The organism is Vibrio sp. 10N.239.311.G01 (assembly GCF_041465805.1).
Lineage (GTDB): Bacteria > Pseudomonadota > Gammaproteobacteria > Enterobacterales > Vibrionaceae > Vibrio > Vibrio crassostreae_C.
In genome coordinates, this window is record NZ_JBFSRM010000020.1 from 33,751 (window position 1) to 59,272 (window position 25,522).

A 25,522-nucleotide genomic window follows, 5' to 3' on the forward strand; every position below is an offset into this window, starting at 1 on the left:
AAGTTCATTTCAGTGAACTTCCGGCCTTTTCTATTCAATGTGCTTTTCTTTCTGGCCTTCCGACCTACCGAGTTAGTCTACAACTTCGATATCAGTTTGAGGCACACTACAACACGCCAGTATCTGACCCATATTACGTTCATGTTCTTGCAATGCAGGCACATCCGGTTGGTGAACTTGCCCTGACTCAAGGGTCACTTTACAAGCGCCACAGAAACCAGCACGGCAACTTGAAGCGATAGACACACCCGCCGACTCAGCTTGCTCTAGCAGGGTTGATTGGTTATTACCTTCAAACAGGTAGCCGTTCACACTTAACTGCAGCTGCTTCACCGCCTCTTCGGTAGACTGAGCAACACCAAACGCTTCTTGATGATAATGCTGAGGATTCAGCCCCATTTGAATCAGCAATTTCTTGGCATTATCCATAAAGCCGTCAGGGCCACACACGAATGCTTGGCGCTTATGAAGGTCCTCAATTTTGGCGACATGAGACACACTCAAACGACCTGACAAACCATCCCACTCTTTCGTTGGTTGGCTTAGTGAATAAATCACACTTAGACCAGCATGTTCGCGAGCGATCTTATCAATCTCAGCTTGATAAGGGATATCTTCTTCACTGCTGCATTGGTGATAGAACACCACATCATCAATCTGACCATGGTCGGCTAAGTAACGAAGCATCGACAACATAGGGGTGATGCCGCTTCCCGCTGATAACAGCAGTAATGGATGTGTTGGGTTATCTTCTAAGTAGAATGCGCCATCTGGATTCTGAGCAACTAGCGTGTCACCGACTTGGAAGTGATCATTGAGCCAGTTTGAGATTTGACCATCGTCCACTCGCTTCACGGAAATCGCCAAACGACCTGCGCGTGAAGGGCTAGAAGATAACGTGTAACGACGAGACACTTTCTCGCCATTAATTACCATTTCAATCGGTAGATGTTGCCCCGGCTGATAGCTTGGTAATAAATTGTTCTCTTTCGCTGGCTCTAGCCAAAAGGTTGTGAAGTCGCGAGCGATCTCTTCACGCTCGACGCAAGTTAAGTGCAGTGACTCGACCCAAGAGTCTTCGTAGTGTTCTTTCTCTTTGGTTTCAAGTACCTCAACCACATCACCCGCTTTCACCAGACCTTCATTTTTCGCCACAAGGTTCTGACCAAAGAAAACGCCACCACGTTCATTGGCTCTGAACGTAGAAAAGGTATTGAGTGGCTCTTTTGTTGCTCTGAATTCGCCGCTCTCAACATCGACTGTCGTTAGGATACAGCGCTCACAAGGCTTCACCGCTTCGAATTCAACCTCACCAATTCGAATGCGCTTCCAACCATCTTCAGCAAACGCTTCAGTGTTTGAGACGACAAAATTGGTGCGGAACTGATCCATGGAATGCGTTTCAGGACTACGGCGATTCAACTCATCAAGCGAAGCTTGGCTGATGATTAACATCGGGTAACCATCGGCGAAACTGACATTCTGACCAAGCTTTTCTCGAACACGATTAGATTGCTCACCACAGAACAGAAGTTCTACGCGAACACCAAGCACATCGCTAAACCAATCATCCGCCTCGTCGTTGGTGGTATACGCAGTGAAGCTATCTTTCCACACTGTTGCAGGCGCTTCTTGCATCTTGAAGTTTGCATATTTTAGGCGCAGCGGTTCTTTGCCTTCGTAAGTAAAAATCAAACCGTCTGGCTGCAAGCTAGAAGACACCTTGACCATTTTAGGGTACTTACGCGCCGTCACCATTGAGCCGTCAGCCAAGGCCAACATAAAACGTCTGTCGAAGGTAAGGCCCTGTTTTTCGACCCAAGCAGAAGAGAGTGCAATCCCACCTACTGATTTAACCGGAAACACATTAATTTGAGATAAGGAGGGCTGTTGACCTGAAAGCTCTTGCTCCAAAGCCTTTTGATCCAAAGGTGACTGCGACATAACGATTCCAATGTTTTGTTGTTTGTCCCAATGCTAACAAATGGTTATAAATAGATAAACTGGCAGGCATTAAACACTTGATACTAAGTAGGCATGATTAAACTAATAGAATGGCATTATGTTCCGGCAAACCTAAAACTCTTGAAACTAACGATGATGCTTTACACACTAAAAGTAACCCGAATTTATTCACGCTATTTTTAAGTAGATCAGCAATATGCTGCACCTTGTTTCGACAATTGACTCAATGAGCCAGGTTTGCCTAAGTGATAGCCCTGAAAATAATCTATGCCCTGCGATTGTGCAAAACGTAAATCTTCATGGTTTTCTATACCTTCAGATAACAATTCAATCTGATACTTCCGAGCTAAAAATCTAAGACGCTCCCAAAAGGTCGAATTATCACTCCGGTTTCTCATTAACGACCGATCTATTTTCACTATGTTCGGTTTAACAACCCTAATCAGTGCTTCACCAGTGTTATAACCACTGCCATAGTCGTCTATCGCGATTTTAATTCCAAGACCACGACATACTCCAAACTGGGACATCATCCTTTTCTCGTCAATGCCAACCGGGTATTGTTCATTCTCAGTAAGCTCAATCCATAAGGTTATACCTAACTTGTTGCATGCTTGCCAAATTGGGGAAATATCACGTAGAAAAGTGAAACTTAAAACGTGATCAGGGGAGATATTAATAGTCAGAAAATCAATCATTTTCTTCTGAGACAATAATTCCTCGGACACTCTTAACAAGAATATTTGAGTAAACCATGCAATCTTCTTAGCGTCTAACAGACAGCGAATTGACGATTCAACATCGTGCCCTTTTTCCCAACGTAACAAAACCTCAGCACCGACAGTTCCATTGCCATTAGTTATCGGTTGAAAAACAGGATAAAACAATCCCTGATTAACATCGTCAATAAGTGCTTCGGCTTGTAAATTTTCAGACAACATATTCGTATTCATAAACAAACCTCTTTTTGTGATTAATCCATACTACAGATCAATAACTAGCAAGGATTAGCATGAACAAATCATATGTAGCTTTACATGCCTACTTCTTAACCGTGAAGACAAACTGCATAAGTAGTTAAACGAACTCCTGTACAAATACACAATGCCGTTTCAAAACGGTAATCTCGAGTCTGTTACTTTTAGATAGGTTATTAAAAACGCCATAAACTATCATAGATGACTATACTTCAATTAGATCAAATTACGCTTAGGGATAATGTATGTTTGGTGACTATTTAAAGGAATTGAGAGTCTCACTAGGTCTTACTCAGAGTGAGCTTGCTGTTAAGTTAAACCTTGCAAATGAAGAGTTTCGCTCTGTAGACGTGGTAACTCTCAGTCGTTGGGAACGAGGAAAAACCAAACCAACACTTGCAAAATGCCTAAGAATCTTGCGTTGTTTACAGGTTGACCTGAGTGACTTTTATGAATTAATACCTAATCCAAACGAAACAAAGCTACTAGACGAGATTGAACAACTTCGTTTTAATAACAGGGTAACGAAGCTTTCATCATTAAGTTATGAAGAGCCACAAGAGCCACAATCAACTTTAATTACTGAGATGCCACTTCTTTTGAAAGATGATGACAAGATACTATCTAGCCTTAAAATCTTTTACGAAACAGCCATCCATACACCGAAGGGTTTTTTCGACATTAATCTATATGACTACCAACAAAACAAACGAGCTATTTTAAAAAGATTTATAACAGAAAGCGGGCAGTTGGTAGGTCACTCAATTAGTTTTATATTCGAAAGTGACTATTTTGACAAAGTTACTCATTCAAAAATCATTGATATCGACCTGACAAAATCTGTCAGTTATAAAAATTCGACTAAGTTATCGGTTTGTAATTATAATCGTTACTCTTCTAATTTCCAGATATTTCGATGTATGTTAGTTTCTCAATTTATAAACCTAATTCACTATTCAAATGTTCAACGTTATTATTTCTTTAGTGCATGGCCTGAAATCGGACAAATTTTAGAGCAACTTGGATTTAAGAAAATAGCATTTGATATTGAGTCAGAAAAAGGAGGTTTTAAATTAGGCAACCGCTCATTCGAACATTGCTTATACGAAATTGATACAGCGACACTTCTTTCTCAACCCGAAATAATAACCCTCATAAAAACAACCCAGTGGGATAACCAATACTCAATCAAAAATCATTAGGCATAGCCAAACAGCCTTTAAATTAAGATGCCTACCATCTTAAGTTTCTACACATAATAATACTTCGCCTTATGCAAAAGATTGGAGAAAACTACTGTGTTTGGCGAATACTTAAAAAAATATCGAATCGCGAATGAACTAACACAAAGTCAAGCAGCTACAAAGCTCAACTTACTCGGAGGAGATCTATCGAACATTGACACAGTTACACTTAGTCGATGGGAAAGAGGAAAAACTAAACCAACTCTTAGCCGTAGTATTCGTGTTTTGCGAGAATTTACCAACGATCTTGAGCCTTATCTATCTAAAGTTAGTCATTTACTACATCAAGACCCTAGTTCTAAAAATAGAGTTGATCAATTCGACTCTCTGATGGAAGAGAAATACCGTAGTTTAAATAATTTGATCGCCAGAGCAAATTATCAGTCAACATCGATGATCGAACACAATCCTGTTTGTGAATATCCGATTGGAAATTCTAATGATAGTGAGATTGTAAATTCTGTACTTGTTTTTCATGAGAAAACCTCTGATGAGAATATTAAGCATGGACTCTATAAAATCGATTTTTTAAACTATTGCAATGAAAAACATTTCATTGCCTATAAATATGTCGACAGCGTCACAGGGGAGCTATTAGGACATAACATAGGCACTATATTCACGACTGAAGGTATGATCTCCGAAATTGAAACACTTTCTCAAAAGTCGATTAATGAAATAGATTTAAGAAAAACCGTTCCTTATAATAAAAGCCGAAAATTAGCTTATTTTGCGGTGAGCCAGCATTCGCTGTACGAGCGACCTTTTCGTCTACAATTAAATAGAGAATTCAGGTTTCTAGCAAAACACGCTAACATTACCGACTACTACACAACAGTTGCTATAAAGAGCTCAGCAGAAGTACTCGAAAAAATGGGATTTTCTGTTGTTTCGTACGAGAAAAAATCAACCAACGGTGCAATCAAAATTGGTAAACACTATTATTCTAAAGCTTTAATGCACATAAAAACAAGCCAGCTATTTACTCAACCCGAGTTCTTGAACTTGCTTACAGGCTGTCAAACCTGTTCAAACCCATGCTCAATTAGCTCTCAGTGTTGCTAAGCGGTCTCTTTCCGCGCACATTAACAGGAGTACCAATCCATCGAAAGATGGATAAACTCCTGCTTGCTTCAATCTTTCAAAACACAACTCTACAGTTTTGACATTCGTATTCGATATTATTGAACCAATATACCTCATTATTTTCCCACTTAAATTATCAGTACAATCTATATACTATGTAATTAAGCGATTGAGTATTAAAGCATATGGTAAAAAGTTAGAATCTAATATGCTATGTTCGCTTGACTACATGTCAACCTCACGAACAATTACATCATCTACTTCATTGTTTAGTAATGTTACATAACTGCTCTGAGTCATGCCTCTTACAGCTTTCGTGTTTTGCATGCCATCCACATTCGTTAGACTTTTGTCAGAATAAATTGCTCGTATATCTCCATCGACTCGGCCTGAAAACGTGACATCATCAGCACTAATAGAAGCAATCGCTGAGGTTGCAAAAAATAAAAACGAACATAAAACGACCTTAATATTGACAAACGACTTCATAAACACCTCAAATGCAATTGGTTACATATGAGAGTTTAGCTTATTCGCAGAAAAAAAGAAGTCTAATGCCTACCAGCCACTCTTGCATCCGTGATGTTAGATTTGTAAACATTAATTTGTTCAGAAAAGTCCATTCATAACGATCATTATATAGCATGGATACGGCCACATCAATTCACCAGACTTATGCATATTATGCACTGGTTAGCGATTTGATGGCAGTTAAACCTTAGGGAGAGACCGAAGAGTAAAACGCTAATACATATCTTGCAAGTCTTCATAGTAGTTTAATGGTTTTACATTAAGAGAATTAAATTTTATCTAACTTCGTAATATTTAATACCTGAACCTAAGATCTGGTATGTAAACCATGATTCTTGGCAACACTTGATTATTCACATCAACGTAAGCTATGTAAGATCATAGATGAATAGTTAGACAGATTTAATCGAGTGCAAAAAAAAAGCATCACCATACCTTATAAGAAATAGGTCTAGTAATACTTTAATATTGATCAGGTTACCGGTAAGAGCTTATTCTAATACTTGGCCAGGAATGATCAAATCAGGATTTTCAATATCATTACTCTCAATGATCTCTTCTAAATCGAAGCCGAACTTTCTACGTAGTTCATATAACCAATCACCTTCTTGTACGACATAAGGTAATGTCGGCTTAACAGCAACTTCGGATATACTGTTAGACATAGTATCGAAGTCACAGTCCGTATCAGTTGGGTCAGATGTGCAATCCGGAGCTTTCGTAATTTCAAGTGACGAAGGGCGAGGTTCAACTTGGTCAGACTCAATCTTACGCTTACTGTCATTGAAATAATAAGATAATCCAACCACGGCTTCTCGTTGATTTTGCCCAAAATCATCATTCAACGTTTGATTAAGTGCGATACTCGCACCGAAATATTCATTCAAAGCATACTCAGCAAGGTACTCTATTGTTGGATATTTATCTTCAAATCCGACTCCAACCTTTAAATCAATTTCTTCTCCATCATGTATACTATAAAGCAAACCTAAATCAGGTATGTACTCAGAATCATCTAATAATTTATAATGTTTGATACCTAGATTCAATTGAAGTCGGTTATATTGGTAGAGAAAATAAATAGATTGAGAATTCTCAAACATATCTCCATCAAAATTATAGCCATAGTTTGCCCCTACCCCCAAAATATGAGCAGTTGGCTTCTCAGCAACCGCTGCACCGCTGGTTAGTACTAGAAACATAAAAAAAATATTATTAATTAGTCGGTTCACAGGTTCACCTCATAAACAACATTAAACGACCCTTGGTAATTACCTGAACTGAGTGCATTTCCATCGACATCAAAACTAACATCGTATGCTACATCAACTTTGTTACTACCTTCTCCATTCACTGTAATCACTTCTGAATCAGGAAAAGATGCGGTATTAAGTACTCCGTCTTGGACAATCACCTTGTCAGGGCTTTCGCAGCCAATGGCACACGTGATTGTGTAGGGTATCTTTTCTAGCGAGTTATCAATATTTGTAAGCTCATAGTCACCTGACGTAGGGCTAAATGTCATAATAACGCCTGTAGGTAAAGTCCCTAACAAGCTAACATCATACCTCGTTGTACCAGAGATCCTTTTTGTTGCAGTATCATACTGGGGTTCAATATTCCCGTCTCCAAGTACCGTTAATGATTCAAGGATCGCAGCTTGATAATCAATCGTGATAATTAACGTCTCCGGCACTCTGGTATAAGTCATCGTACCGGTTTGACTTGTAAAAAAGTAAGTGGGTGAAAGGTTAATTGATGCCGTAAAAGTTCCAGATCCAACAGGGGCTGCGAACACATCATTACTGATATTAGGCAAAGCGAAAGCAGGTCGATAAAACTTAAAAGGCTCTATTCGGCTTGTTGCTGTGTAACCCATTCGCGACACACACAAAGTCGACTCTTGGCCCACTTTCGCACTCGAACCACTTATATTTGTAGCTGCACACTCATTGGCAACTCCCATTCCCACATTTGACCCGTAGTCTTTTGATGTGAAATAACTAGCCGAGCTACCCAAATTGTACTCAACGCCTAACAACTCCAGGCTGGTGTTAAAACTTTCGCCTGTAGAATGATTAACAAAGCTAACGTTATTAACGGGTTGGTTATCCATCGTTGCGGGATACCACTCTGCCGTTGGTTGCTCTTGCGCTATCGTCCATGCAGATGGAGATATAGCTTCACTACCGAAATAACTATTTGGCGCCGCATTGTTCCAAACCACAGAGTTGTTTGCTGTAATCGTTCCGTATACATCTGCAGCATGGCTACTATCTAAAGCCGTGAATAATAGCGCTATACTAATTAGGCTATTTCTTTTTAATAGTGATATTTTTGTTATAACTGTAATCATGGTTGGCTACCTTAACGGATAACGAATCGACATTTTGCAGGCCTTCTGCTAATTTTATGGTTTTCTTTCGACCAGATAGTATTGTATTAGTTTGTTTACATTTGTTACTAACAGAATTCGGTTTACAGTTATCAAACTGTATGTAGAAAAATGTGTTACCATTATTTTCCACATAAACTTCTGAACCGTTATATTTAACTTTGTAGTCAACATTAGCATTTTTTGCAGGTACAATATAATAAGGAGCATAACCATAATTAATACCAATTATACTTTCTTTTTTATCTCCATCGATAACGCTAGGCATGAAAGTCACTTGATAAACTTTGTCCTTCTCTAAATCATCACAATTAACCTGACATAAATTCTTTACTGATACACGACGTCTTTCCCCCGGATTTAATATCAGTTTATTGGGTAATAGCGCAAGATCCCATAAAGGTAAATTATCTTTTGTTAGCTCTACCTTTTCTAACTCTCCGTTTTCAACCTTTACTTGGCTAACGTTACCTTTTATATATTCAGGTTCAGTTTTCGAACTAGTCAGAGTAAAAACTTCATTACCATCTTCTCCAGCTATAAGAAGCATTTTATCTATGCTAAATGCATGGCTAAAAGAGGTCGTCATTAATAGTATCGAAGTAAATATTACACGTTGCATAATTTTCTCTATGTTAGTTATAAGCATATGGCGTCATCTCCATATGAACTGCATAATTAATGAGTTCATCAACATACAGTTTGTTTGCCGTAGTTAGTTGCTCAGGAGACTTAGCGAATATATACAAATAACCGCCAAGCTTTTTGTTTATAATTTCAACACCTGAGTTGTTCAGTTTGTTCTGATAGTTCAATACAATATTACTATCCTTGTATTGCCCTAAGTAGTAATAATAAACACCATCAACTAGGGCTATCTGATAACCTTCACTATTTTCTTCGAATGATGGCATACAGAAGTTATTACCTAAATTCAAATTATTAACCGATGATAACTCCGGTATTACACATTGGTTTTCCTTAGATATAATTTTGTAAGGTTGTTTATCTTTCACCTTAAATTGATACACACCTTCAACAAGCTTGTCAGTAGAAACACAACCTCCACCGATACATTCAACTCCGTCTATTGGATTTCCATTTATGTCACTAAACGTCGATATAAATGATTTCAACTCAGACAACGACGTATCCAAACGGATAACAGTTCCTGGATAACTAGTAGCCGACGTATAAGACTCACCATTGTTGTAAAAATCAGAGGCTTCCGTATCAAGCTTGAATTCATATTCATAGAACTCTTTTAATGGATATACCGTCAAAGCATCTCCACTAACATAAGCATTGCTTTGTTTTCCATTCTGCTCGGAGTTAACTACCGCCAAGAATTTTCCATCCGAAGACAGTTCCCCTGTATCATTATTCGAAATAAAATAAGAAGATGACTTTTCACTCGTAAACTCTATTCCTTGAGAAGTTACGATATTACTTGTACCAATATATGCAGAAACACTTGTATTACTACTTGAATTGATATAGGCATAAGAGTTTGAGTCAATATATTTATTCTTATAATTTGCAGACAATGATAAATCGGCACTGCTTTGGTCTTCAGTAGAATCTTGATAATAAAGTCCCGCAGAGCTTGATACATTTAGATTGTTTCTGTTAATTAGACTACTTGAGACTGTATCTCTATGCGATAGCGCAACATCACCACTATCATCTATTTGTGCTTGTGTACTATGTGTGTATGTGTTTTCCTGGCCTATTGGAATAATTATTGAGGCCATAACACCATAATTTATATCGCTCGATTCACTTGCTGATAACTCTAAGTTCACCTTTGAGTCAAGTGGTAATGATGATATCTGCACGCCACTTCTTGCAGACCAACTTTCTGATTCATTATTATAACCATTACTAAAATCTTTATATTGGTTTTTTGTTAATATACCCGATATATATGATGATATATTTCTCGTTAAGTACTTGTTGTAATTTACTGATAATGACGTATAGTTCGAGTTACTGAATAAAAGTTGAGACAAACTAATATCTCCAATACTATTATCATTTTCACTATCAAATTTTGTGTAAGATACACTTAAGTTATAAATCCCCACATCAAAATTATAAAAACTAGATCCATCGTCAAATAATCCTGTTACTGCCGATATTCTGGACACTTCCCCTAAAGATAAATGACCACCAACATAATTATAATTATCTTCCCCTGTAATAAACGAACCTGCACCCAGTGCAAAAAAATCCGTAACTTGATAGCTCAATTTCCCATTGGTGAACATTGGACTTTCATAATTATCATAAGCAAAGTTGATGGATTTCTGGTCAAAATCGTCCTCTAGTCCCGTATTCGTCAGGTCTCTTGATAAATAACCGGCTGTAATATGATAATCTAGTTCGCCGGTTTTAATCGACGAAGAGCTTGTATTGACTATCAACCTATCTTCTGTGTAAAACTCTTCACTGCCATCAAATATTCGAATTGTCGCAGTATAAGTACCAAATGGTAGCTCGTTATAGTCAAAGTATTCTTGCCCTGCATCCACATTACGACTTAATAGAACACGGCCTCTATCATCATTAATTTCTAGTCGACCAGATCTTGAAATGTTCAAATATACTCGTCTAGAATTAGAAGATGATTTTTTTACTAGCTCTCTCGTCGATCCAATCGACAACATGTAACCAGAAGTTTTGCTGCCATTTTCTAAAAACTGAGTACTATTCCAAGGGCGTTCTTGGTATTTATACCCGACAGAGAAACGAGTATTACCACCAACATAGTTATACGATGAGTCATCCGAACTGAAACCATTGACATCACTAAAGTTTAGATCATTATGCAAATAGCCATACTTGCCAAAACCTGCATAATTTTCATGTTGATAAGAATAAGACGATGTATAATCAGTGTTGTCGCTATAAGAACCAGATAGATTCAAACCATGTGACATAATGATCGCGTTTTGATCGATCTCTTCTTTTACAAATTTTATTTCTGACTCTTCTATTATCTCAGTTAAGAATTGTGAGTTAACATGAATAATCAATGATTGGCTATCTGGAACATAAACAAAATCATATAAATCAGGTAGTAGACCACATTCACTTCGATAACCTTTACAATCTAGGCTCGATTCAACCCCATTTACCAGTGTTGTTGCCATCGCATCGCTAACATCTTTCTCAATACCAAGTTCATTCGCCAATGCTTGTGCTACAAGTTGTTTTTGTGAAGTGGGAATTCTTACTTCATCACCCGAGATGAAAGCTTCCGAATAGAATAATTTGTTCTTATCAGCCGAGAGAATTAGTGGCATTCTTATCAACTTCTCTTCAAACATATCTTCAAATCCATCTGGAATATTTGCGACGGATTTTGAACTATATATTATGGCCAAGAAAAATATGATAATTAAGTTTAAACCAAACCAAAGTCTAATAAACATTATAGTTGAAGCTCCACATTGAACGTAATACGACCATTGCAATCTAATGGCTCATCACTCGGTATATTTTTATTTGTCACTAATTCAAATTCATTGGTAGAGTTTTCATATTCAGTATTTTTAATATTATTAAATTCAAAGTTTGGTATATCTGAAATATCAGAGTAATGTTTTCTATCGATATAGAGATCGATAAAATCATCATACATAGTCTCACCGCTATCGTTGAGAACACATTTAGAAGTGAACTCTGATATGTTATAACTGTATTCAAACGAATCCCCAGTGCTTGTTGGTATATTCGTTCTAATATAAGAATAAAAACGCCCATTTAGAAAGGTTTCGTTCTCACTATCATACTTCAGTGCAATAAACTCATCAGATAAATCTACATTTATAGAATAGTCATACAAATTCGCTCTATTTATTTGTGTATTTACTGGAAATGAATAGCTTTCATAGCCAAAGCTATTGAAACTAAAAATAACAAGCAATAATAGAAAGAAATAATTTATATAGATATTCATTTTCATCAGCCTCGAAAAACAAGGCACTTAATTAATTAAGTGCCTATCAAATAATGAGATTGTTTCTTATGGCAAAGTTGCAATCATATCAACGTTAACGATAACTTCTGTACCAGCAATATCATCTGGAGTTGAGTGTGCTGTATCGTTAGCAACATACAGTTGAACCGTATCGCCTGCTGAAAGTTGAGTTGAAGCTAAGTAGTCAGCTGCAGTAAGCTCCGTCGCTGAAATGTTATCGCCGACGACAATGTTAGACTGTACTTCACTCATTGAAGCTGGAAGCACATTTACTTGTGATACCGTCCAGTTAGCTGGAGTTAAAGCCCCAAGCACAGCCCCCGTGTAGTCATGCGCTTCCAAAACAACTGGTTTAGTCGTTGCGAACGTACCGTCAGCGTTCACCTGTAACGTACCAACAAAAGAAGCAGGGTCTTCACTACCGCCCGCACCAGTAACAAGGATGTCACCGTTGGATACAAAACCAGGAACAAAGCCGCTGAATACTACAGAACCAATAGAGGTATCGCCAGGTGCAGCAAAAGCCGGAACAACAGTAATTGCAGACAATAATGTAATGAGTGTTAATTTTTTCATTTTATTTCCTTTAATATAATATAAGCATTGCGTTAGCCTCTTGCTAAACAACAGGCATATAATATTAAAATAACTACGCTTTAGGTTAGCACGTTGAAATTATTTATAGTTAAATATGCCTAGTCGATATATCGCCGACTAGTTCATTTATCTAGGGAATAAGATCTGTACAATAAATACTTTCAGTTACACTAAATTGGATATCATAATAACCATTATCAAACTTTGAGAAAGGTGTTTCAATTGGATATGAGAAGGGGTAACGCTGGTGACTATCTGAGTTATAAAAATGAGCATCATAACTATTTTATTATATTGCTTTATATAATATTAATTATGACCATCACAAGTTAAACTACCTAAATCGTAACCTAAGTTATTATAATCTAGCGTTTAATTTACAAGTGATGTCTTTAGTTGGGGAAATAGAGTGAGACGGAGAATTTACCTTGCGGTTATTAATTAATAAATATCAACATGACAATAACACGTAAATAATTCGCATTAAAAATGCCAGTAACATCGCTACTGGCTTACTAAAGATTTTCAACCTACTTTAAAGGGAGACAGACTCATAACTATCATCTATAGCATGATAAAAAAACGTGTACTTGGCTACCAAAGTAATTTTGGTCGGCCTCAGGAGTATCTTCAGGACCTCTATAATACGTGATACCACCGTTATCACTAGTTGGTTCCGCGTAATTATTAATGTAAAACTTATAGAGAAAACCATTTCCTCGGAACCAAAACTCATCTTGGTAATCGGAATTTGAATATATACGACCTACAGTTATGGCTTTATATGCAGGGTCTGCATTCCAAGCGCCAGCAAACCGAAGTGCAATAGTTGACGAGTCAAATTCTTTCCACCCACCACCATCGAAGTTTATTGATGAGCAGTAATATTCAGTCTGGCTGCTATCATATCCAGACTCTATAAAGTTCGTGTCATTTGCGTTATACCCAAAACTTCTGATTACCGAATACGAATAATCGTCAGTATCATTCGGAGCAAAAATCGAAGTATTATTATCACTATAGCGGAGTACTTGTTCTCTCGTAAACAACGGAAGAAATTCACTTCCTTCATATGAAGTTATACCCAAAGGTGCGAATAAAGTAACGTTCAAGTTATCACAAAATGATTCATAGCAAGCTTCAATATTAACATTAAATTGAGGTTCAGTATTTGCGGTAGAATACGCTGTCAAGATACCTGTATGTTCATCAAAGGTAGTAACGTTCAACTCAGTTACTGTCCAATTGACATATTCGGCTGGAACTTGTTCCATTTGGCCAATTGAGTTAGTTATAGTCGCCTGATATAATTCATGTTTATCTACATCTAAGTCACGTTGAATCGAAGTCACACCATTTAAACTGATAGATACTGGGGTGATTTCTGGGATATACTCAGTATTAGTACAAAGAACATAATTTACCTCTTCATTATTACTAGCAGTGACTGAACCATCAAATAGATTGACTAGTGTTGTGGTAGTTTCATCAACCTGGTCACTAGTCCAATACGGTTTGTCATTTGGATATCTATAGTCTGTAAATATTTGACCATCAGGCTTCCAAGCATAAAGTTCTTGCAAATCTACTTGATTCGGTAAAAAAGCACCTCTTGCAGTACAAATTGCTTCAGCAACACCTTTCGAATGCGCTACGGTTGTTACATTATCGACGGCATTGGTGCCATCTCCTGTTCCTATTATTTCGAATTCAATACTCGCAGTTTCTGCCTGCTCCATAGTTAAAGGTGGAGTAACAGATTGATATACATTGCCTTCATTAAAAACAATTATCGGGTATAAGTCTTCGGATTTTAACTTTATTATCCCGGTGGCAAAGCCTCCTTTGTTATCAGAGACAACGTAAGTGATATTGTGATAGCCAGAATTAGAAGTAGTAAACGTGAAAATAGTGTCATTGAACAGATTACCATCTAAGTTAGCATCTTCTATAATGGCAACATCAGCATCGTAAGCATAGACATCAATTAATTGTAATGAATCACCATTAGGATCAGAAATGAGACTCAAAACGTCAATTGTGACCGTTTTCCCGTATGGAACTTCTGACACTATTTTTAAGGTATCAGGATCGGTAAATGTCTGTATATATGTAGAGTTAGCTATTGGAGCACCATTTACTGTTGTTGAAACTGCAATATCCAGGCTACCACTAAGAACATTTACTCCATCACTATAGCTATATAAAACCCTCTCAACTCCAGATTCAAGTCCAGCACCTGGAGTATACTCTATAACGTTATTCGCGGGATCAGATACTGCTGATGAAAGCGTTGAATCGCTATTAGGCAAAGTTAGCGTCATACTAAGTGTATAGCGACTCGTGTCGACCTCGTACCCCAAATTTGCTAACTCGTCCTTCACGTTCACCGAAATGGGTGTTCCAGTTGAAGTTGCAGATGATATGGGTATTAATTGTTCACTGTTTTCAGCTATAGCGATTCGAGCTGTAGCCTCACTATAGCCATCATAAGATATCGCTGTTGACATTCTTGACACAGAGGATCCAACACGAAATCGGTAGTCACATAGGTTTACTTGCGTTGCTTTAATATAAAAACCATTTTGGTCGTTAGAAACCACATCGCAATGATAGTCAGAATTAAGGGATTCAACATTCAGCAGAGCAACAGGTGTCCCATCAGAACTTTCCATATTGTTGGAGAGATCAACATAAAAAGTTTCACGAGGTTTAGTGTGCTGCATGGTATCTTGAACGGAGTAAAGTACGTTCGATTGATCTGGCCTATCTGGGCTATCTGGGCCCGAAGTAGAACCAACTCCTGAATCACCATTACAACCTGAAACAGCCAAGATTAAAGCTACCTGCAACAAATTAGCCTTCTTTGGCAACACATCTAACATATCGTTTGACCTTTTTAAAATTTAACCTTGTAGCATACGAATGCTACATTAGATTGCGATGTTATCTTTTTGTAACTGGATATGTTTAGCAAATATGTAAAATTGACTCTTGGAAATGCCTAGTCATAAAATCACGGCCAAACTTCAAATGATTAAATGTATATCTTGATGGGAATACTGATTATAAGCATTTGGTTATAAATAGATAAACTGGTAGGCATTAAACACTTGATACTAAGCTAATATCTTGAGATGTTTAAACGGCTGTCTTATATACATAAAGACACCAATGCATTAGCTTTCGCCATACGTTCTATAATTTGAACACGGTTATCGCATTGAACCTTCATTGAATAAAAAGGATTTATCATGAACAAACTCGTCATTATCATTTTATGTGTACTGCTTCCGCCTGTTGGCGTGTTCTTCGCTCGTGGCGCCGGGAAAGATTTGGTGATTAATATCATTCTTACTTTCTTCTTCTGGGTTCCAGGAATGATCCATGGTCTGTGGGTAGCCACCCGCTAACCCTTATTAACAAATAGATACCGAATAAAATATCCATAAAAACAAGCTCCTAGCCATGAAGAGTTAAAAATAGGATGAAATGAAAGTACTTTTCCACTATCATCCTGTCGCCTAAACGTAAGCGATTGCTTTCACAGATTTCGCCGAGTTTAGGCTCCAACTACATAACACTTCAAATGGTGGGAGCCTTCAATGACACAACTTACGATTACTCGTCCTGACGACTGGCACGTTCATCTACGCGATGGCGAAGTATTAAAAGATACAGTTCGCGATATCAGCCGTTACAATGGTCGAGCGTTAATCATGCCAAATACGATCCCACCGGTAACCGATACCGAAATGGCTCTTGCTTACCGTGAACGCATCATGGCACAGCAGCCAAGCGAGCAATTCCAGCCTCTAATGGCACTTTACCTGACAGACAACACAACACCTGATGAAATTCGTAAAGCGAAAGAATCTGGCGCTGTTGTAGCAGCGAAGCTATACCCTGCTGGCGCGACGACTAACTCTGATTCAGGTGTAACTTCAGCTCAAAAGATTTACCACGTACTCGAAGCAATGCAAGAAGTGGGTATGTTGCTGCTGGTACACGGTGAAGTAACGGCTCACGATGTTGATATCTTTGACCGTGAGAAGCAGTTCCTGGACACAGTACTTGCACCGATTGTGAACGACTTCCCTAACCTGAAGATTGTTCTAGAGCACATCACAACTGCAGATGCTGCGACTTTCGTGAAGAACGCGAACGACAACGTTGCTGCGACTATCACCGCTCACCACCTGCTTTACAACCGCAACCACATGTTGGTTGGCGGCATTAAGCCACACTTCTACTGCCTTCCTATCCTAAAGCGCAACACGCACCAATTAGCGCTTATCGAAGCGGCAACAAGCGGCAGCAAGAAGTTCTTCTTGGGTACAGACTCAGCACCACACGCCAAAGGCGCTAAAGAATCAGCATGTGGTTGTGCGGGTTCTTACACTGCGCACGCTGCAGTAGAGCTTTACACTGAAGTGTTTGAACTAGAGGGTAAGCTTGAAAACCTAGAAGCGTTCGCGAGCCACAACGGCCCAGACTTCTATGGCATGCCACGTAACTCAGATACCATCACTCTAGTTAAAGAAGAGTGGAATGTTGCTGAAACCATGCCTTTCGGTTCAGACATCGTTGTGCCAATCCGTGGCGGCGAGACGATTGCTTGGTCTGTAAAATAAACGCTTAGTCGGTAAATAAGCGCTCATGTTGAAAAATAAGAGTGTGGTGTTAATTAAACACGACCCATTAGACTAAAAGGGGCACCATAATGATTATGGTGCCCCTTTTTCGTTTCGTGGAGAGAGGGTTTTATTAAGACCAATAATGAGCGATTACTTACCGCGAATTTTCTCTATCACAGTCCAAACAGCAACAACGATCAATCCAGCTAAAACCCCAATCACACCATTTAATAGCGTTGGTACCACCGCAGTCGCAATCGTATGTCCACTGAAGTCCATAATAATCGGTTCAATTAAGTGATGAATTGCTGGAACGTTGTGTACCACAATACCGCCGCCAACCAAGAACATCGCAGCCGTGCCGACAACCGCAAGCATCTTCATTAGCTTTGGTGCAAATGCGACTAACCCATTACCCAATCGGGTTTTAATGGTACTCCCATTCGATGTGCGCTGGAGATAGAAACCTAAATCATCCAGCTTAACGATCCCTGCCACTAAGCCATAAACACCAATCGTCATCACAACCGCTATCAAACTCACCACAAGAATCTGAGTCACGATACTTGTACCCGTTACGGTACCCAGAGCTATCACAATGATTTCCGCAGATAAGATGAAGTCGGTACGAATTGCGCCTGAGACCTTTCGCTTCTCATACTCTTCAACAGATTCACCCGAGCTGCTTTCCTCATCTTTCTCTTCGTGTTGATGAGCATGAGGAAAAAGCTTTTCTAAGATTTTCTCTGCCCCTTCAAAACAAAGAAACAGACCACCAATCACCAGTAGTGGCATGATCAACCAAGGAATGAATGCACTGATCAATAGTGCTGCCGGAACCAAAATCAGCTTGTTTTTAAATGAGCCTTTTGCGACCGCCCATACCACTGGGATTTCTCTTTCAGCAGAAACACCGGATACCTGCTGGGCGTTAAGGGCTAGATCGTCACCTAATACGCCTGCGGTTTTTTTAGCGGCTACCTTAGACATCAATGCGACATCATCCAACACGGTTGCAATGTCATCTAACAGTGTTAGTAAACTTGCTCCAGCCATTTTGTTGTCTCTTTATAAAGAATTGAACCATCAATAAAATGTAACACCATCAATTCACTCATCAAAGTTATGAGTCTGTAAAAAATAAAGTCACAAGTTGTGTTTTCTATTGCTGTCTCTGTTAGACAGGAATAATCTGTCTTAATCTTTCACGAACATAAAAGAAAAAGTATAGATGAAAAGTGAATCTACCTACCCGATTGGTAAGCTAGGGCAAAAATGGCAACAAGCAGAACGTGAAACATGGTTAGCTCAACGAACGGTTAAGCGTGAATACCAGCAAGAAGTTGTACCAAAGATTAAAGCACTGGCAGACCGCTTTGACATCGAACAATACGGCGCACTGAGCTACGACGAAGCTCGCTTCCCACTCTTCGCTATCAAGAGCAAAAACTGGGACGAGTCAAAGCCGACGATTCTGGTAACAGGTGGTGTTCACGGTTACGAAACCAGTGGCGTGCATGGCGCGATCAAATTCGCTGCGACTCAAGCAGAGAAATACGCAGCGCACTTCAACATTGTTGTCGCACCTTGTGTAAGCCCTTGGGGCTACGAAGTGATCAACCGCTGGAATCCAAATGCTGTTGATCCAAACCGCTCTTTCTACGACGGTACGCCAGCAGAAGAATCAGCAAACCTACGAGCTCTAGTAGCGTCTCTGCCAGAAGTATTGGTTCACGTTGACCTGCATGAGACGACTGACTCTGATGAAACTGAATTCCGACCTGCACTCGCAGCTCGTGATGGCATTGAGTACATCGAAGGTATGATCCCAGACGGTTTCTACACTGTTGGCGATACTGAAAACCCACAACCTGAATTCCAAGCTGCTGTCATCGCTTCAGTTGAAAAAGTAACCCACATTGCGCCTGCGGATGACGAAGGCAAGATCATTGGTTCAGACGTCACTCAACACGGCGTGATCAACTACCCAATGAAGAAGCTTGGCTTATGTGGCGGCGTGACTGACTGTAAGTACGGTACAACCACAGAGGTTTACCCAGACAGTGACAAAGTAACAGACGAAGAGTGTAACGATGCTCAAGTTGCTGCTGTTGTTGGTGCTTTGGATTACGTTATTCAGCACGAATTGAACGCGTAAGCGTAAACCCGCTCATAGCTAGAACCGGGCACCTAGACTAATAACTAAGAGCCAAGAACTAAAAGAGCCACAAATGACTACTCACTTGTGGCTCTTTTTTGTTTCTCTTTCGCTGATGTCTTCTACGGCATAAAAAAGCTCCCTTGCACGCGGTGCAAGGGAGCTTTGAATCTGCTGATTAGAGTAAGTTCCTATCTAGAGGTACTTACTTAATGGCCGGAGTAACCGTTTCTTGCCCTTTACCGACTTCTGTCAGTAGGCCTTTCAACAAGCTCACACAACCAATCAAAAGAATGATCGTAAACGGCAGTGCTGCAATAATCGTAATAGATTGCAGAGCTTGGATTGATTGAGTACCACCAATCCACAGCATTACCATTGCGATAGCGCCTGAGATAACCGCCCAAACGACTTTCTGTTTCACTGGCACTTCTAGTTTACCACCCGCTGTCATGCCATCGATAACGATAGAGCCTGAGTCCAACGTTGTAACGAAGAACACAATGATCAGTGCGACTGCGAGAACTGACAGAATGCTACCGAACGAGTAAGCATCTAGCATGTAGAACAAGCTTAGAGATACGTCTGTAATGCCTTGGTCGAGGCCAAGTTGTCCCACATGGTTAATTACTTGCTCGATAGCTACGCCACCGAAGATCGACATCCAAGCCGACGTTACCAATGTTGGGATAATCAATACGCAAAGTAGGAATTCACGAACCGTACGGCCTTTAGAAATACGCGCTACGAACATACCGAAGAAAGGTGCATACGCTACCCACCATGCCCAGTAGAACACAGTCCAACCATGCAGCCATGTTGTGTCTTCACGACCCGCACTTTGGCTCAAAGCTACGATATTTTTCACATAGCCCGTTGCCGCCGTTGCCATTGAATCAAGCACAGTTGTGAAATTCAATACAGCGATAAGACCAAGGAATATGAATGCAATAACCATGTTCAGGTTACTTAGGAACTTAACACCACCGTCCATACCACGTAGTACAGAGATGATCGCCAAGCCCATGATCAGAACGATGATAGATTGCTGAAGGAAGATGTTGTTTTCCAAACCGAACACGTGGCTAATACCACTTGCTGCTTGTGTACCACCTAAGCCCAATGAAGTCGCAAGGCCAAACAGAGTAACCAGTACGGTTAGTACATCGATTACATCACCAGTTTTGCCCCACACACGCTCACCCAGAATTGGGTAAAACACAGAACGCATTGATAGCGGTAAGCCTTTGTTATAAACAAAGTACGCCAGACAAAGCGCCGTCATGCCATAGATAGCCCATGCATGAAAACCCCAGTGGAATACGGTTGCGCCTAGCGCCAGTTCACGACCAGCGGCTGTGAAAGGTTCTGCGTCTAATGGCGTTCCGAACCAGTTCGTGAAGAATGCAGTTGGCTCTGCAACACCCCAGAAGATAAGTCCAATACCCATACCTGCTGCGAATAACATCGCAATCCAAGATGACATTGAATAGTCCGCCGTCGCGTCTTCACCACCTAAACGGATTTTACCCAACGGTGAAAAAGCAAGAACAACAGCAAACGCTAGCATGATGTTAGCTCCCCACATAAACAGGAAGTCAAACTTTGATAGAACAGCACCCTTAATAGAATCAATTGCAGCTTTAGCATCTGCAGGAGGAAGAGCAAGAAGAGTGATGATGAAGAGAAGAGATAAGCCTACTGAGGCTACGAAGACTGTGTTATGGACATCCATGCCCCATTTACTGACGTTATCTTGACCAACTTGATAGTCAGTAGAATCAATACTGTATTTTTTTGATTTAAAACTCATAAATTATGATGTTCGCATATCCGAATCAACGAATATAAGGACGCTCTCCGTATCCAATTACTACTTGATTGGCTCGCCGAACCGCCTAAATAAAAGGCAATAAAAATCACAATAGTTAGTGACAAATGGACTTACTGGCTCAATCCCAAGGCGCACATTATAGCACAGCTCAAAGCATTTTGACTGAGTTTTAGCTCAACAGTCACCCAAACCACCGTTGATAGTGATAGTTAACCCAATAAAAACAGAATAAAATAAAAAAATAAAAACCTTCAAATACAACAATTTAAATTAAAATGACGCACCGTAAAATCACATCCAAACTTTTTGCAGATAATTTTAATAATCACCCAATTTACTTATAGCTCTAATAAAAAAGCCCCGCTATAGGGGCGGGGAAAGTTACCAAAGGTAAAAGAGAAATCAGTGCTCAAATGTCAGTGCTGCGTCTCACAGATCAGCACTGCACATTTCAAAGACAGTTCGTTAGATTGCGAAGCAAAAACCTAGGTTATAGTCTTCACCATTTTTCGCCGTGAACTCTTTGTCTTCACTTGATGCATTCGGGCGGCCACTTTCATCGCCTTTTACTAAGCTCACCCAGTGACGGATGCCAGAAGAACGGCTCGCCTCAGTTTGACCAAACGTGGTGCACGTCTCTAATTGGATATCTTGAATATCAACCAACTCCAGGCGGCCAGTGCCTTTACGAGCACCGATTGTCACTTCAACGTGCGTACCGCTTTCATCACGGAATAGGATTGCTGAAGGCTTAGATTTATCACCTGTGTAAGCCACAAAGTGTTTAGCGCGTTTCAAACCTGTGTGTTCACCGTTTTTGAAATAAACCTGAACGTGTCGGTAGTCAATCTCGTAGCTCACTACATCTTCGTGAGAACCAGACTCGAGAGGGAATAGAGTATCAAGCAACTGTTTCGCCATTTTCTGCTTTTCGAGTTGCTTGTCTGCTTTCACCATTTCGACGGCAAAGACAGCTTCAGCAATAAAAGTTGAATGGTTTCTGTGAAGTTCTGTTTTGTCTAGTGTCAGCATATTCATAGTCTATCCCTCGTACGGCTTTAAATTTCATTAAGGTCAAACATCCCAATTGACCCTTTTCAAAATTGTTCTTTACTGTGTGGTTTCCATGTTTTTCATACTACTGTTATTTTTGAAACAATTTCACAACAAAAATTACACAGTGTGAATTTTACTAAATTGCTTTTTTACACAAACCGGCATTTCGAGCCCCCAGCCCTTTATTTAACTGGGTTGAGGGTTCCGTAGAAACGCGTTTACGTGTTGTTTGAATTTGTGTAATAACCCACCCCAACCAACTTATTGTCGATAACTCGATAGTAAGTGTGCTTAGTTTCCACTTTGCTCGACAGCGGATTTAACCATCGATAGGTGTAAGCGCCACGACCATTTTCTTTGGCTCGATTTAACATCTCAGTGAGAATCGGTTTATCGTCAGGGCTTAGAATTTTACGCTGATTTTTCCATCTTTCAGAGTAAACACGTCGACCATGCGAGCTTCGATGATGCTACCATCTGGGTTAGTCGCAGAGAACGTCGATTCACTCACCGCGCGGTCACCACATACAAAGTGGACAGGGTCGATCCAAGCTGCATCTGGAAAGTTCTGCCAAACCAATTCAAAGCTATTGCGAACGGCTTCGTACCCTTCAATAGTATTTCCAAGCAAGCCTTCACCTGCCACGGTGTGGAAGACACAGTCTTCAGTCATGAACGACATTAACGCTTCGATATCATGGTTATTCCAAGCATCACTGAATGACTGTAAAAAAGCGGTATCGACTTGGTTTTCCAGCACGAATGTCGCCGCATTGGTTTGCATATTCATATTCCAGAATCCTTTATGTTTTCGTTATTGGTTTAAATTTCAGTAGCTTTGCGCCACTTTTTTATTAGAGTGTTTAAACTAGATTTGTGAAAATTTAACAACTCGATAACAAGGTTCATCACTCTAACTTCGAGTTAGGTTATAAACAATCTCTAAGCTCACAGATTTCATCTTTTTATAAATTAATTAGTGTTCTAATTTTATTTAATCAACTTTTCACTGACGACATAAGAGGTATAATTAAATTAGAACGTGTTAGCCTTTAGTCGAAATCAAAATCTTGATGGTACTTTCGGCCATACTGCTCAAGCTGGCGATCATGAGTATTAGCTTGTAATTCGATATTACCCTCACCTTTATTCATTGCTTGATTGCTATCTAAATGAGCTTCATTTTTTAAATCAGCCAGTGTCTCTTCAATATATTCTGTCGGTTCATTTAAAACATTCATGGAGATTAATTCCTTTATCAGGTTTACTTTCACTGAGGCTTTGTTGCGTAATTCAATGGAACTAAATCAAGAACCTACGATCTGATCAGCTACCACCACTCTCTCTCGTAGCCTTATGCCTAAACCTTGTTACAAAACAACCAACTGGAAGCAATACAACCAATCGCTCATTAACCGTGGTTCTCTGACCTTCTGGATCGATGAAGAAGCAATAAGTGGGTGGGCGCAAAGCAAACAGAATAAGCGCGGGAGGCCACGTCGGTTCAGTGATTTAGCTATTACGACAGCACTCATGGTGAAACGAGTTTTTTCTATGCCACTGAGAGCGCTGCAAGGATTTATCGACTCGATATTTAGGTTAGCCCATGTGCCGTTAAGTTGTCCGCATTACACCTGCATCAGTCGTAGAGCCAAGCAAGTTGAGGTCTCATTTAAGACTAAAGCGAGAGGAGCGATACAACACCTAGCCATTGATGCAACTGGCCTTAAGGTTTATGGCGAAGGTGAATGGAAAGTCAAAAAACACGGGACGGATGGCAAGCGGAGAGTCTGGCGAAAGCTGCATATTGCAGTTGATACAAGCACTCATGAGATCATTGCCGCCGAGCTAAGTTTATCAACGGTTACAGATGGTGAAGTACTCCCGAACCTACTGAAACAAACACGTCGAAGCATCCTTGAGGTGTCTGGTGATGGCGCTTACGACACGAGAGCGTGTCGCGCTGCTATTAAGATGAAGCGAGCCGTTGCGCTTATTCCCCCAAGAGAAGGGGCAGCCTTCTGGGAGCGTGGTCATCCTCGAAATCTCGCCGTGGGTTGCCAGAAATTATACGGCTCAAATAAGTATTGGAAAGAGCGGTATGGATACCACAAACGTTCATTGTCAGAAACAGCGATGTATCGAGTTAAACAGTTGCTAGGAGGACGATTGAGCTTAAGAAATTACAATGCCCAGGTGGGTGAGACTTACGCGATGATAAAAGCGTTGAACAAGCTTACTGGGTTAGGTATGCCTGAAACTTGTCGTATTGATTAAGAAATACGCGAAACGGGGTTGTTCTATCTTTAAATTTAATTACGCAACAAAGCCTTTCACTGATGGAAGAATATGAACGGATACTAGACCGTTTGAATATTCTTTTTCATCGTACAAAGGCTGAATGGCATCATTGCCACCTTCCTTAAATGGGTGAATGGAATACCACTTATCTTTTCGTTGCTCTTGCTGATCACAATCAGCCACATTGAATATCTGAGTCCTATTGAGGTCACATGGTGAGTTGAAAACACTAACTTTATGATAATCAATGGCTTTAATAATATTGATACAGTCTTTACTTTGGCTATGACATACAGACCACAGCGCATTAATCAGGTTATCTGTCCATTCAAGTAAACGGGTTGGAAACCCCTGTTTCTTGGCTAAACACATCAGTAACCAATCGTTTATCTCGTGTGCACTCAACGAATGCCCACCATAAACTCTCACGGTCGAGAGAAGCTCTTGTTCGACACGGCGAATATTCTTTCGATTTGATCGGCCTAAGCTCGGCATCAAGTTATTATTTTCATAATCACACACGTTATAAATCAAATCACGATGTCCACTACACTCAGCAATGAGTGAATCGATTATTTCATACAGCTCTTCGAGTGAGCTTATATAACGTTTATTTTTCACAACATTCATACAATAAGTTATTTAATTTATATTCGGTAAAGTTAAAGTATTAATAATCACGTTAATCAATTGTTCAATTGGTATAGTTGTAATTATTGAAAAATGATAATAGGTATATATCTTCGTCAAAGATGA

Annotated in this window: 20 protein-coding genes and 3 pseudogenes; 6 read left to right on the forward strand and 17 right to left on the reverse strand. The window is 39.7% G+C overall.

Features of this window, described 5'->3' with window-relative positions:
• Window positions 1-72: 72 nt before the first annotated feature.
• Window positions 73-1,944 carry a hybrid-cluster NAD(P)-dependent oxidoreductase gene (locus AB6D06_RS15780; protein WP_017067429.1) on the reverse strand — a complete coding sequence of 624 codons (1,872 nt, stop codon included), beginning with the start codon at window positions 1,942-1,944 and terminating at the stop codon, window positions 73-75.
• A gap of 209 nt (window positions 1,945-2,153) precedes the next feature.
• Window positions 2,154-2,918 carry an EAL domain-containing protein gene (locus AB6D06_RS15785; RefSeq protein WP_372099856.1) on the reverse strand — a complete coding sequence of 255 codons (765 nt, stop codon included), beginning with the start codon at window positions 2,916-2,918 and terminating at the stop codon, window positions 2,154-2,156.
• A gap of 269 nt (window positions 2,919-3,187) precedes the next feature.
• On the opposite strand from AB6D06_RS15785, the gene AB6D06_RS15790 reads away from it, so the two are divergent.
• Window positions 3,188-4,144: a helix-turn-helix domain-containing protein gene (locus AB6D06_RS15790; protein WP_102332686.1), complete on the forward strand. Its 957-nt coding sequence runs from the start codon at window positions 3,188-3,190 to the stop codon at window positions 4,142-4,144.
• Window positions 4,145-4,240: 96 nt separating this feature from the next.
• Window positions 4,241-5,251 (forward strand): helix-turn-helix domain-containing protein, encoded by a 1,011-nt coding sequence (locus AB6D06_RS15795; RefSeq protein WP_372099858.1) that lies wholly within the window; start codon window positions 4,241-4,243, stop codon window positions 5,249-5,251.
• A gap of 246 nt (window positions 5,252-5,497) precedes the next feature.
• Here AB6D06_RS15795 and AB6D06_RS15800 read toward each other — a convergent pair whose 3' ends face one another.
• The 8 genes from AB6D06_RS15800 to AB6D06_RS15835 all read right to left on the reverse strand — a co-directional run bounded on the left by AB6D06_RS15800 (window position 5,498) and on the right by AB6D06_RS15835 (window position 15,665).
• The gene (locus AB6D06_RS15800; RefSeq protein WP_017062773.1) at window positions 5,498-5,761 is read right to left on the reverse strand and encodes a hypothetical protein; all 264 of its coding nucleotides are present in this window, start codon (window positions 5,759-5,761) and stop codon (window positions 5,498-5,500) included.
• A gap of 533 nt (window positions 5,762-6,294) precedes the next feature.
• Window positions 6,295-7,035: a LysM peptidoglycan-binding domain-containing protein gene (locus tag AB6D06_RS15805; protein WP_065584792.1), complete on the reverse strand. Its 741-nt coding sequence runs from the start codon at window positions 7,033-7,035 to the stop codon at window positions 6,295-6,297.
• The gene (locus AB6D06_RS15810; RefSeq protein ID WP_017059956.1) at window positions 7,032-8,159 is read right to left on the reverse strand and encodes a hypothetical protein; all 1,128 of its coding nucleotides are present in this window, start codon (window positions 8,157-8,159) and stop codon (window positions 7,032-7,034) included. The genes AB6D06_RS15805 and AB6D06_RS15810 overlap by 4 nt, the downstream gene beginning before the upstream one ends.
• The gene (locus tag AB6D06_RS15815) at window positions 8,116-8,820 is read right to left on the reverse strand and encodes a hypothetical protein (protein ID WP_372099859.1); all 705 of its coding nucleotides are present in this window, start codon (window positions 8,818-8,820) and stop codon (window positions 8,116-8,118) included. The genes AB6D06_RS15810 and AB6D06_RS15815 overlap by 44 nt, the downstream gene beginning before the upstream one ends.
• Window positions 8,821-8,833: 13 nt before the next feature.
• A complete protein-coding gene (locus tag AB6D06_RS15820) occupies window positions 8,834-11,635 on the reverse strand; it encodes a CS1-pili formation C-terminal domain-containing protein (protein WP_372099861.1) in 2,802 nt (933 codons plus the stop codon).
• The gene (locus tag AB6D06_RS15825; protein WP_372099862.1) at window positions 11,635-12,162 is read right to left on the reverse strand and encodes a hypothetical protein; all 528 of its coding nucleotides are present in this window, start codon (window positions 12,160-12,162) and stop codon (window positions 11,635-11,637) included. The genes AB6D06_RS15820 and AB6D06_RS15825 overlap by 1 nt, the downstream gene beginning before the upstream one ends.
• A 66-nt stretch (window positions 12,163-12,228) precedes the next feature.
• The gene (locus AB6D06_RS15830; RefSeq protein WP_102427976.1) at window positions 12,229-12,759 is read right to left on the reverse strand and encodes a hypothetical protein; all 531 of its coding nucleotides are present in this window, start codon (window positions 12,757-12,759) and stop codon (window positions 12,229-12,231) included.
• A 581-nt stretch (window positions 12,760-13,340) separates the two neighbouring features.
• Window positions 13,341-15,665 carry an adhesion domain-containing protein gene (locus AB6D06_RS15835; protein WP_102427975.1) on the reverse strand — a complete coding sequence of 775 codons (2,325 nt, stop codon included), beginning with the start codon at window positions 15,663-15,665 and terminating at the stop codon, window positions 13,341-13,343.
• Window positions 15,666-16,034: 369 nt separating this feature from the next.
• Here AB6D06_RS15835 and AB6D06_RS15840 point away from each other — a divergent pair, with 369 nt between their 5' ends.
• A complete protein-coding gene (locus AB6D06_RS15840; RefSeq protein WP_017059962.1) occupies window positions 16,035-16,193 on the forward strand; it encodes a YqaE/Pmp3 family membrane protein in 159 nt (52 codons plus the stop codon).
• Window positions 16,194-16,385: 192 nt separating this feature from the next.
• Window positions 16,386-17,414, forward strand: a complete 1,029-nt coding sequence (gene pyrC / locus AB6D06_RS15845; RefSeq protein ID WP_372110965.1) for a dihydroorotase — start codon at window positions 16,386-16,388, stop codon at window positions 17,412-17,414.
• A 153-nt stretch (window positions 17,415-17,567) separates the two neighbouring features.
• Here the strand turns inward: pyrC and AB6D06_RS15850 are convergent, their stop codons facing one another.
• Window positions 17,568-18,473, reverse strand: a complete 906-nt coding sequence (locus AB6D06_RS15850) for a DUF808 domain-containing protein (protein ID WP_372110968.1) — start codon at window positions 18,471-18,473, stop codon at window positions 17,568-17,570.
• A 175-nt stretch (window positions 18,474-18,648) separates the two neighbouring features.
• Here AB6D06_RS15850 and AB6D06_RS15855 point away from each other — a divergent pair, with 175 nt between their 5' ends.
• The gene (locus AB6D06_RS15855; protein WP_102427972.1) at window positions 18,649-19,575 is read left to right on the forward strand and encodes a M14 family metallocarboxypeptidase; all 927 of its coding nucleotides are present in this window, start codon (window positions 18,649-18,651) and stop codon (window positions 19,573-19,575) included.
• 205 nt (window positions 19,576-19,780) lie between these two features.
• On the opposite strand, the gene AB6D06_RS15860 is transcribed toward AB6D06_RS15855, so the two are convergent.
• The 5 genes and pseudogenes from AB6D06_RS15860 to AB6D06_RS15880 all read right to left on the reverse strand — a co-directional run.
• Entirely contained in the window at window positions 19,781-21,388 is a 1,608-nt protein-coding gene (locus tag AB6D06_RS15860; RefSeq protein WP_372110971.1) for a BCCT family transporter, read from the reverse strand.
• Window positions 21,389-21,874: 486 nt separating this feature from the next.
• Window positions 21,875-22,447: a malate synthase gene (locus AB6D06_RS15865; RefSeq protein WP_017059967.1), complete on the reverse strand. Its 573-nt coding sequence runs from the start codon at window positions 22,445-22,447 to the stop codon at window positions 21,875-21,877.
• 236 nt (window positions 22,448-22,683) lie between these two features.
• Window positions 22,684-22,878: pseudogene (locus AB6D06_RS15870) on the reverse strand (hypothetical protein); the annotation flags it as partial.
• Complete coding sequence (locus AB6D06_RS15875) at window positions 22,869-23,255, reverse strand: nuclear transport factor 2 family protein (RefSeq protein ID WP_372110975.1); 387 nt, start codon at window positions 23,253-23,255, stop codon at window positions 22,869-22,871. The gene AB6D06_RS15875 and the pseudogene AB6D06_RS15870, both read right to left, overlap by 10 nt.
• A gap of 262 nt (window positions 23,256-23,517) precedes the next feature.
• A pseudogene (locus AB6D06_RS15880) lies at window positions 23,518-23,742 on the reverse strand (hypothetical protein); the annotation flags it as partial.
• A gap of 79 nt (window positions 23,743-23,821) precedes the next feature.
• Here AB6D06_RS15880 and AB6D06_RS15885 point away from each other — a divergent pair.
• A complete protein-coding gene (locus AB6D06_RS15885; RefSeq protein WP_065583724.1) occupies window positions 23,822-24,742 on the forward strand; it encodes an IS5 family transposase in 921 nt (306 codons plus the stop codon).
• A 54-nt stretch (window positions 24,743-24,796) separates the two neighbouring features.
• Here AB6D06_RS15885 and AB6D06_RS15890 read toward each other — a convergent pair.
• Window positions 24,797-25,396, reverse strand: a pseudogene (locus AB6D06_RS15890) (FRG domain-containing protein); the annotation flags it as partial.
• Window positions 25,397-25,522 lie beyond the last annotated feature (126 nt).